General features: G+C 72.0%; 7 protein-coding genes. 2 read left to right on the top strand and 5 right to left on the bottom strand.

Annotation, left to right across the window (positions count from 1 at the left end; all coding sequences use genetic code 11):
• From araA to ACFV4G_RS09030, 5 genes are all read right to left on the bottom strand, one after another.
• Positions 1 to 1,278 (bottom strand): L-arabinose isomerase (araA, locus tag ACFV4G_RS09050; RefSeq protein WP_380438079.1); only part of this gene is annotated, 1,278 nt, incomplete at its 3' end.
• A 12-nt stretch (positions 1,279 to 1,290) separates the two neighbouring features.
• Positions 1,291 to 1,962: an L-ribulose-5-phosphate 4-epimerase gene (locus tag ACFV4G_RS09045; protein ID WP_380438077.1), complete on the bottom strand. Its 672-nt coding sequence runs from the start codon at positions 1,960 to 1,962 to the stop codon at positions 1,291 to 1,293.
• On the bottom strand, positions 1,959 to 3,656 hold the full coding sequence (locus ACFV4G_RS09040; protein ID WP_380438076.1) for a ribulokinase: 1,698 nt from the start codon (positions 3,654 to 3,656) through the stop codon (positions 1,959 to 1,961). The genes ACFV4G_RS09045 and ACFV4G_RS09040 overlap by 4 nt, the downstream gene beginning before the upstream one ends.
• 330 nt (positions 3,657 to 3,986) lie before the next feature.
• A complete protein-coding gene (locus tag ACFV4G_RS09035; RefSeq protein WP_380438074.1) occupies positions 3,987 to 5,018 on the bottom strand; it encodes a LacI family DNA-binding transcriptional regulator in 1,032 nt (343 codons plus the stop codon).
• 494 nt (positions 5,019 to 5,512) lie between these two features.
• Entirely contained in the window at positions 5,513 to 6,994 is a 1,482-nt protein-coding gene (locus ACFV4G_RS09030; protein WP_380438072.1) for an arabinofuranosidase catalytic domain-containing protein, read from the bottom strand.
• 346 nt (positions 6,995 to 7,340) lie between these two features.
• Here ACFV4G_RS09030 and ACFV4G_RS09025 point away from each other — a divergent pair, with 346 nt between their 5' ends.
• Positions 7,341 to 8,486: a substrate-binding domain-containing protein gene (locus tag ACFV4G_RS09025; RefSeq protein WP_380438070.1), complete on the top strand. Its 1,146-nt coding sequence runs from the start codon at positions 7,341 to 7,343 to the stop codon at positions 8,484 to 8,486.
• The coding region (locus tag ACFV4G_RS09020) for an ATP-binding cassette domain-containing protein (protein ID WP_380438068.1) at positions 8,483 to 8,667 on the top strand (185 nt) is incomplete at its 3' end. The genes ACFV4G_RS09025 and ACFV4G_RS09020, both read left to right, overlap by 4 nt.

Below are 8,667 nucleotides of genomic sequence, written 5' to 3'. Positions count from 1 at the left end.
CCCGCGCCCCCCGCGTGGTGGGGCCGCGCCCCCCCGCGCCCCCCCACCTCCTCGCTCGACCGCACCCGCCCGCCGCGGTCCCCCCTGTCCCCCACGCCCCCCCACGACCGCAGGGCCGGGCTCGGCGTCGAAGACCAGGCGGACCGGGTCCTCGCGACCGCCGATGCCGAGCGGGTGGATCTCGCAGGAGGGGGTGGTGGCCGCGATGCTCGGGCAGACCTCCAGCATGTGCGCGCCGAGGATCAGCTCGTGGCCGGGTTCCAGGTGGTAGGTGTAGTCCTCCATGAAGGAGGTGCCGCCGGCCAGGCCGGTGGCGGTCACCTTGAGGGTGCGTAGCAGCGTCGAGGTCTTCCAGTCGCCCTCGCCGCCGAAGCCGTAGCCGTCGGCCATCAGCCGCTGCACGGCCAGTCCGGGCAGCTGCCGCAGCCCGCCGAGGTCCTCGAAGTTGGTGGTGAAGGCCTTGAAGCCGCCTTCTTCCAGGAAGCTCCGCAGGCCGAGCTCGATCCGCGCCGCGTAGCGCAGCGACTCGTGGCGCTCCCCGCCGACCCGCAGCTCGGCCGCGAGGTGGTAGCTGTCCTCGTACTCCTTGACGAGTTCGGTGACCTCGGCGTCGGCCGTGGCGTCCACCGCCGCGACCAGGTCGTTGACGCCGTAGGTGTTGACGGAGACGCCGAAGCGGAGCTGGGCCTCGACCTTGTCGCCCTCGGTCACGGCGACGTCGCGCATGTTGTCGCCGAAGCGGGCGAGCTTCAGGCCGCGCAGTTCGGCGCGGCCGGCGGCGGCGCGGGCCCAGGAGGCGATCCGGGCGGTCACGGCGGGGTCGGTGGCGTGTCCGGCGACGGTCTTGCGGGCGACGCCGAGGCGGGACTGGATGTAGCCGAACTCGCGGTCGCCGTGGGCGGCCTGGTTCAGGTTCATGAAGTCCATGTCGATGGACTGCCAGGGCAGTTCGACGTTCGCCTGGGTGTGCAGGTGGAGCAGCGGCTTCTGCAGGGCGTCCAGGCCGGCGATCCACATCTTCGCCGGGGAGAACGTGTGCATCCAGGCGATCAGGCCGATGCACCGGTCCTCGGCGTTGGCCTCCAGGCAGATGCGGCGGATGGCGGCTGCATCGGTGAGGACGGGCTTCCAGACGATCTCGACCGGCAGGCCGGGGTCGGCACCCAGTGCACCGGCGATCCGCTGCGACTGCTCCGCGACCTGCCGCAGCGTCTCCTCGCCGTAGAGTCCCTGACTGCCGGTCAGGAACCAGATCTCGCGTCCCGCGAGTGACGTCATGGGGGTGACTCCTTACCGGGCCTTCGGGGGCTGGCCGTAGACGTTCTGGTAGCGGAAATTGAGGCTGTCGATGTCCGCCTGGGCGATCGGCAGCGGCTCGCCGAGCTGCCGGGAGATATGGACGGTGCGGGCCACGTCCTCGCACATCACGGCGGCCTTGACGGCGGCCTTGGCGTCGTTGCCGATGGTGAAGACGCCGTGGTTCTGCATCAGGACGGCGGGCGAGCGGTGGCCCTTGAGCGTGTCCACGATGCCCCGGCCGATCGAGTCGTCCCCGATCAGTGCGAAGGGGCCGACCGGGATCTCGGCGCCGAACTCGTCGGCCATGGCGGTGAGGACGCAGGGCACGGCCTCGCCCCGGGCGGCCCACGCACACGCGAACGTGGAGTGGGTGTGGACCACCCCGCCGACCTCGGGCATGTGGCGGTAGACGTAGGCGTGGGCGGCCGTGTCGGAGGAGGGCGAGTGGTCGCCCTCGACGACGTTGCCGTCCAGGTCGCACACGATCATGTTCTGCGCCGACAGCTCGTCGTAGGGGACGCCGCTCGGCTTGATCACGAGCAGGTCCTCGCCGGGGATCCGGGCGGAGACGTTGCCCGCTGTCCAGACCACCAGGCCGTAGCGGACGAGTTCCTGGTGGAGCTCGCTGACCTGCTGGCGGATGAGGTCGGTGGTCGCGTTCACAGGGCCTCGCTCGATGGGGTGAGGGCGGCGTTGCGGATGGCGCGCAGGCGGTGCAGGAGCTTGTCGGCACCGAGGCCGAAGTGGTCGTGCAGGGCCCGGTACTCGGCGAAGAGCCGGTCGTACACGTCGGCGGAGGTGTGGTCCGGCCGGTACGCCGCCGCGCGCACCCGGCCCATGGCGGCGGCCGCGGTCCGGACGTCGGGGTGGGCCCCGGCGGCGACGGCGGCGTGGATCGCCGAGCCGAGTGCCGGTCCCTGCTCGGACTCGGCGACCGACACCGGGCGGCGCAGCACGTCGGCGTAGATCTGCATGAGCAGTTCGTTCTTCTTGAGGCCGCCGGTGACGACGAACTCGGTGACGGGGACGCCGCCCAGCTCCAGGGCCTCGACGATGACGCGGGTGCCGAAGGCGGTGGCCTCCAGCAGGGCGCGGTAGATCTCCTCGGGGCGGGTGGCCAGGGTGAGCCCGGCGATCACTCCAGAGAGGTGGTGGTCGACCAGGGTGGAGCGGTTGCCGTTCATCCAGTCGAGCGCCACCAGGCCGTGGGCGCCGACGGGTTGGGCGGCGGCCTTGCGGGTGAGGAGCTGGTGCGGGTCCTCGCCGTTCCGCTCGGCCTCGGCCAGGTAGTCGGCGGGCAGGCCCTGGCGCAGCCACCAGGCGAAGATGTCGCCGACGGCGCTCTGGCCGGCCTCGTAGCCGTAGGAGCCGGCGACGATGCCGTCCTCGACGACGCCGCACATGCCGGGGACCTCCGCCAGCGTGGCGCCGTTGACGACGTGACAGGTGGACGTGCCCATGATGGCGAGGAGCTGGCCGTTGTCGACCGCCCGTGCGGCGGGCGCGGCGACGTGGGCGTCGACGTTGCCGGCCGCCACGGCGATCCCCTCGGGCAGACCGGTCCACTGCGCCGCCTGTGCGGTGAGGGAACCGACCCGGGAGCCGAGCGGGGCGAGCGGGTGCTCCAGGCGGGTGCGCGCGAAGTCGCCGAAGCCCGGGTGGAGCGCGCCCAGGAAGTCCTCGCTCGGGTAACTGCCGTCCTGGTGGATGCCCTTGTAACCGGCGGTGCAGGTGTTGCGGCTCTCGGCTCCGGTGAGCTGCCAGACGATCCAGTCGGCGGCCTCGATCCAGCGGGCGCAGGCGGCGTAGACGGCCGGGTCCTCCTCCAGGACCTGCAGGGCCTTGGCGTACTGCCACTCGGCGGAGATCCGGCCGCCGTACCGCGAGATCCACTTCTCCCCGCGGGCGTGCGCCAGGGCGTTGATCCGGTCCGCCTGGCCCTGGGCGGCGTGGTGCTTCCAGAGCTTGGGCCACGCGTGCGGGTACGGCGCCCAGTCGGCCGTCTCCGCCAGGGGGGTGCCGTCGGCGAGCACCGGAAGGACCGTGCAGGCGGTGAAGTCGGTGGCGATGCCGATGACTTGGGCGGCGTCGATGCCGGCGTCGGCGAGCGCCGCCGGAACGGCGGTGCGCAGCACGGCGCGCCAGTCGGCGGGGTGCTGGAGCGCCCAGTCGGGCGGGAGCGGCCGGCCGGTGCCGGGCAGCTCGCGCTCGATGACGGCGTGCGGGTAGTCGTGGACGGCGGTGCCGACCTCTTCGCCGTCGCGCACGCGGACCACCACGGCGCGGCCGGAGAGGGTGCCGAAGTCGATGCCGACGACGTATCCCTCCGAGTCCCGGGCGGCAGGAATCACGGTCACTTCCTCATCCTTCGTGCGGGAGGGCGGTGTTGTCGCCTGTCGCCGGTGCGGTCCAAATCCGGGGCAGGGCGGAGCGCACCGGCGACAGGCTCCGTTCCGCCGGCTCCGTCGGAGGAGGGCGGAAGGAGGACCGCCGGCGGACGGACGGAGGCGATGTCGTTGCCCGCCGGCGGAGTTGAGGAGCGCTGTTTGTTAGCGCTCACAGGAATTGTTAGCGTTAACATATGCGCTGTCAAGGCAGGTTACATCCGCAGGGCCGGGAGCCGAGGGGCGGTCGAGCGCACGACCGCGCCCCGGCGTGGTGCGCCGCCCCTCGCTCCGGCTACCGGATCACCAGCGCCCGGCGGGGCCGACGCTATGGCGCAGCACCATCTCCGGGGCGATCTGCACATGGGTCTGGGAGGACGCCACGCCCTCCAGTTCCCCGACGAGCAGTTCCAGGGCTTTGCGGCCGAGTTCCCCGAAGTCCTGCCGGACGGTGGTCAGCGGCGGGGTGAAGTAGGCAGCCTCCGGGATGTCGTCGAAGCCGACCACGCTGATCTCCTCGGGGACCGACCGGCCGGCCTCGTGCAGGGCGCGCAGCAGGCCGAGGGCCATGTGATCGTTGGCGCAGAAGACGGCGGTGACGTCGTGCAGCCCGGCGATCCGCAGACCGGCCTGGTAGCCCGAGCGGGCACTCCAGTCGCCGCGTTGCACCTCCGGCACGGGGGCCCCGGCCGCCTTCAGCGTGAGCCGCCAGCCCTCCTCGCGGTCCTGGCTCTCCAGCCAGTTGGCCGGCCCCGCCACGTGGTGCACGGTGCGGTGGCCGAGGTCGAGCAGGTGTCCGGTGGCCTCGCCGGCACCGAAGCGGTTGCTCACCGACACCATGGGCACCTGGGTCTGGTTGCCCGACCCGACGGCGACGAGCGGCACGGAACTGGAGAGCCGGGCCACCGCGCTGACGGCGGAGGTCTGCGGCGCGATCACGACGACGCCCTCCACTCCCTGGTCGCGCAGCCGGTCGACGGCCTCCTGGACCGAACGGCCGTCCAGGGAGCGCAGGCTGGTCACGCTCACGAAGTACCCGGCGCTCCGCGCGGCGCGCTCGATCCCGTCCAGCATCGACGCGGGGCCGTAGAGGGTCGAGTCGAAGCTGACCACGCCGAGCGTCTGCGAGCGGCGGGTGACCAGCGCGCGAGCGGCCGAGTTGGGCCGGTAGTCCAGCTCCCGTATGGCCGCCAGCACCCGGTCCCGGGTGTCGGGCCGGACGTGCGGGGCGCCGTTGAGCACCCGGGACACCGTCTGGTGGGAGACACCCGCCAGTTTCGCCACGTCCGCCATCACGGGCTGGCGCTGTTCAGTCCCGGTGCTGTCGGTTCCCACTGGCAGTCCCCTCCTCGGCTCTGGACCACAGTACGCGACCAGGTCCAGGCCAATCCGTCACCTTCGGTTCGACAGGCGGCTCCCCTTCATACCAGCCCTTCAGGGCGCCGACACCTGCCGATACTGCCAAGTTAGCGCTCACAAGCCCGCCATGGAGGCAGATGCCGCAGATCGTCGCCCTATCGGGTCGGCCGGTCGCGTTCGGTGACCGAACACGCGGAGTCGTGCGCAGCCCGGAACGATCGGGCTGGTGAGCGCTGCCACACGGCCGTCGGCATAGCGGACCTCGACGCGGACCGGCACCGATTCCACTGCTTCGGCCGGGCTCATCGGCCACTCGGCGATACCCGCACCGCTCCCGGGCAAGGACGTTCGCACGCCCGCCCCTCTCCGGCACGGCCGCCGCTTCCCACGCTCCCCCGCCCCCCTGGACCTACAGGGAGCGGGCCCGGGGTCGGCGGGGGCGTGGAGCCCGGGCCCGGCCGGGGTGGGTGCTACCCGAGGGTCCACTTCTGGTTGTCGCCGCCCCAGCAGGTCCACAGCTGGACGGCCGTGGCATCGGTGACGGCCGCCCCGGCGACGTCCAGGCACAGGCCGGACGGGACGCCGGTGACGCTGCCGTCGGCGTTGAAGCGCCATTGCTGGTTGGCACCGCCGTTGCAGGGCCAGGTCACCGCCTTGGTGCCGTCGGCCGTCCCGCCGCCGTACGCGTCCAGGCACAGCGTGCTGCCGGCGACGTTCACCGTGAGCTGTCCGTCGGCGGTGCGCGTCCAGGCCTGGTTCGCCCCGCCCCAGCAGGTGTAGATCTGCGCCTGCGTCCCGGCCGTGGCGGAGGCGTTCGGGACGTCCAGGCACTTGCCCGAGCCGGTGCCGCGCAACGCCCCCGTGGTGGCCGTGGAGTTGGCGTATCCGGCGGCGACGATGTTGGCCTGGACGGCGTTCTCGGTGGCCTCCGACGGGTAGCCCGAGGTCATCACGCCCTCGTAGAAGGTGCCGCGGGCCCCCTTGCTGTTGTCGCCGCCGATGCCGAGGATGATCGCGCCCTCCTTGTGCATCGGGTTGTAGCCCGCCACGTTCGGCCGCGGTCCGGAGTAGAAGGTCGACAGGCCGCCGGACTGGGCGTCACCGGCGCGGATCGCCCACTGGTTCGGCGCGCCCTTGACCATGGCCGTCAGGTAGCGGTGGTTCACCGTCGGGTCGTTGGCGTTGTAGCCCGCGCCCTCCCCGGAGAACAGGCCGTTCTCCAGGTCGGCCATCACCCAGGGGCCCGGACCGGTGCCGTAGCCCCAGACCTTGATGTTCCCGAAGTAGATGGCCTCCATGTGACCGTTGCCGGTGTCGTTGCTGCTCGTCTCGGCGTTGCCGTAGTCGAAGCAGCAACCGCCGTTGTAGTGCGTGCCGTCCAGGATCGCGTACATCCCCTCGGGCTGGTCGCCGGTCGCGATGCCCGAGGTGTGGTTGTTGCGGTAGCCGGTGCCCGGCGCCACGTACACGCCGTAGGCCCGGTGACCGTTCAGCGTGGTGGGCGCCAGGGTCGCGTCCGCGAGGTTGTCCGGCCCGGACGCGGCCCCGCCCCCGGGCGCCTGGGTGAGGTGGTTGCGCCGACCGCTCTGGTCGTAGATCACGGTGATCACGCAGGCGGTGCCGGCGCAGAAGGCGTCCTGCGCGGCCGCGTCGGCGTAGCCGCCGGTGCCCAGCACGCCGATGTCCCGGAGCGCCTGGTCCGATGCGCGCCTGACCTGGTAGAGCGGCCCGCCGTAGCCGGAGTACAGCGCACGGGTGGTGCTGTGCGCGGCAACGCAGGGCGTGCCGCCGGCGGCGTACACGTCGCACGGGCCCTGTGCGGCCGCCTGCGCCACACCGCTCGTCGCGGTGGCGCCGGCCAGAGCGCCGACGAGGACGGCGAGGGCCGCCCCGGCTCGGGCGAGGCGGCGCAGTGCACCGCTTCCTCGGGTCGTCCTGTTGTTGTCACTCATGGGGTCTCCCTGCTCATCGTTGAGCGCGGCCACAGGAAAGTGAGCGCTAACAATCCCGCCCGCAGCGACACACTTCAGCCCGGGCGGGAGGTGGAGGGTTCCTGGACCGGTGACAGTGCCCTCACCGACCGAGCCCCGTCAAGGGTTTCGACGGATTCAGACCAACGCGACCGGCACCGCCGGACGTGAACCGACGGATCGTCATCCGTCAGCAGCTGCACGGTGGTTGACGCTGGGCGATGTGAGCGCTCACACTCCAACACCGGTACACCTGATCGTCCGCGCGGACTCGCCGCGCCTCCCACCGGCTCTCCCACCCGCCGGCAGAGATCGAGAGGAACCATCCATGCGCGCACCCTTCCGACGGTGGTCCAGAGCCTCCCGCGTCGCCTCCGCCGCGGTCGTCGTCCTGGCCCTGGCCGTAGGCTGCAGCAAGCAGGGCGCCGGTGGCTCCGCCGCCGCCGGCGATTCCGGCGCTTCCGGCGCCGCGCCCGCGATCCAGGGCGACATCACCTTCAACGACGACAACCTCGGCCGCCTCGACGCCGCGCTCAAGGCCGCGCTCCAGGGCAAGGACCTGTCCAAGCTGGACCTGGCCATGGTGGTCAACGTCGCCGTGGACTACTGGAACGCCGGGAAGGCCGGCTTCACCAAGGGGCTCGCCGACCTCGGGGCCAAGGGCACCTTCCAGGCCCCGGCGAACGGCCGGCTGGACCAGCAGCTGTCGATCCTCCAGACCCTGCGCGGGCAGGACATCTCCGCCTTCTCGCTCTCCGCGATCGACCCGACGGCCGTCAAGTCGCCGATCCAGTCCGCCGCTTCGGCCGGCATCCCGGTCCTCGCCATCGACTCGCCGCTGCCCGCCGAGGACGGTGCCGCGCTCTACCTCGGCACCCCGAACTACCAGGCCGGCAAGCGGGCCGGCGAGGCGATGAAGGCCGCACTGGGCGGCCGGGGCAAGGTGGTGGTGCTGGTCGGCTCCCTGACCGCCTCCAACGCCGTCGAGCGCATCCAGGGCTTCGAGGACGCACTGAAGGGCACCGGCATCGAGGTCGCCAACAAGCTCGCCGACAACATGGACGCGGCGAAGGCCCTGACCAACGCGCAGACCGCCATCCAGACCGACCCCGGCGTGACCGGCCTCTACGGCGTGTACTCCTACGACGGTCCCTCGGCCGCCCAGGCGGTGCAGGCGGCGGGCCGGACCGGCAAGGTCAAGGTGATCTCCGACGACAGCGACGCCCAGACCCTGACGTTCATCCAGCAGGGCGTCATCCAGGCCACCGTCGTCCAGTCGCCCTACCAGCAGGGCTACACCGGCGCCTACCTGCTGGCCGCGCTCAAGGTGCTCGGCAAGGACGCGACGATGGCCGTCGTCAAGCCGTTCCTGGAATCCGACGGCAGCACCCTGAGCTCCGGCGTCGGCGTCGTCACCCAGGGCAACCTCGACGCCTTCCGGGCCAAGCAGTCCCAACTCGGCATCACCGGATGACCAGGGCGACCGACTCCACCGGCGGCGGGCCGGCCGCGTCCCTGCGCGCGGTGCGCAAGAGCTACGGGCCCGTCACCGTGCTGGACCTCCCCGAACTCGACCTGCTGAGGGGCCAGATCACGTGCGTGGTCGGGGAGAACGGCGCCGGGAAGTCGACCCTGATGGGCGTGCTGTCCGTCTC

It is taken from the genome of Kitasatospora sp. NPDC059747 (assembly GCF_042732955.1).
Taxonomy (GTDB): Bacteria; Actinomycetota; Actinomycetes; order Streptomycetales; family Streptomycetaceae; genus Kitasatospora.
Note: the sequence above shows the minus strand (reverse complement) of the source record. Positions and strands in the feature narration are given on the sequence as shown.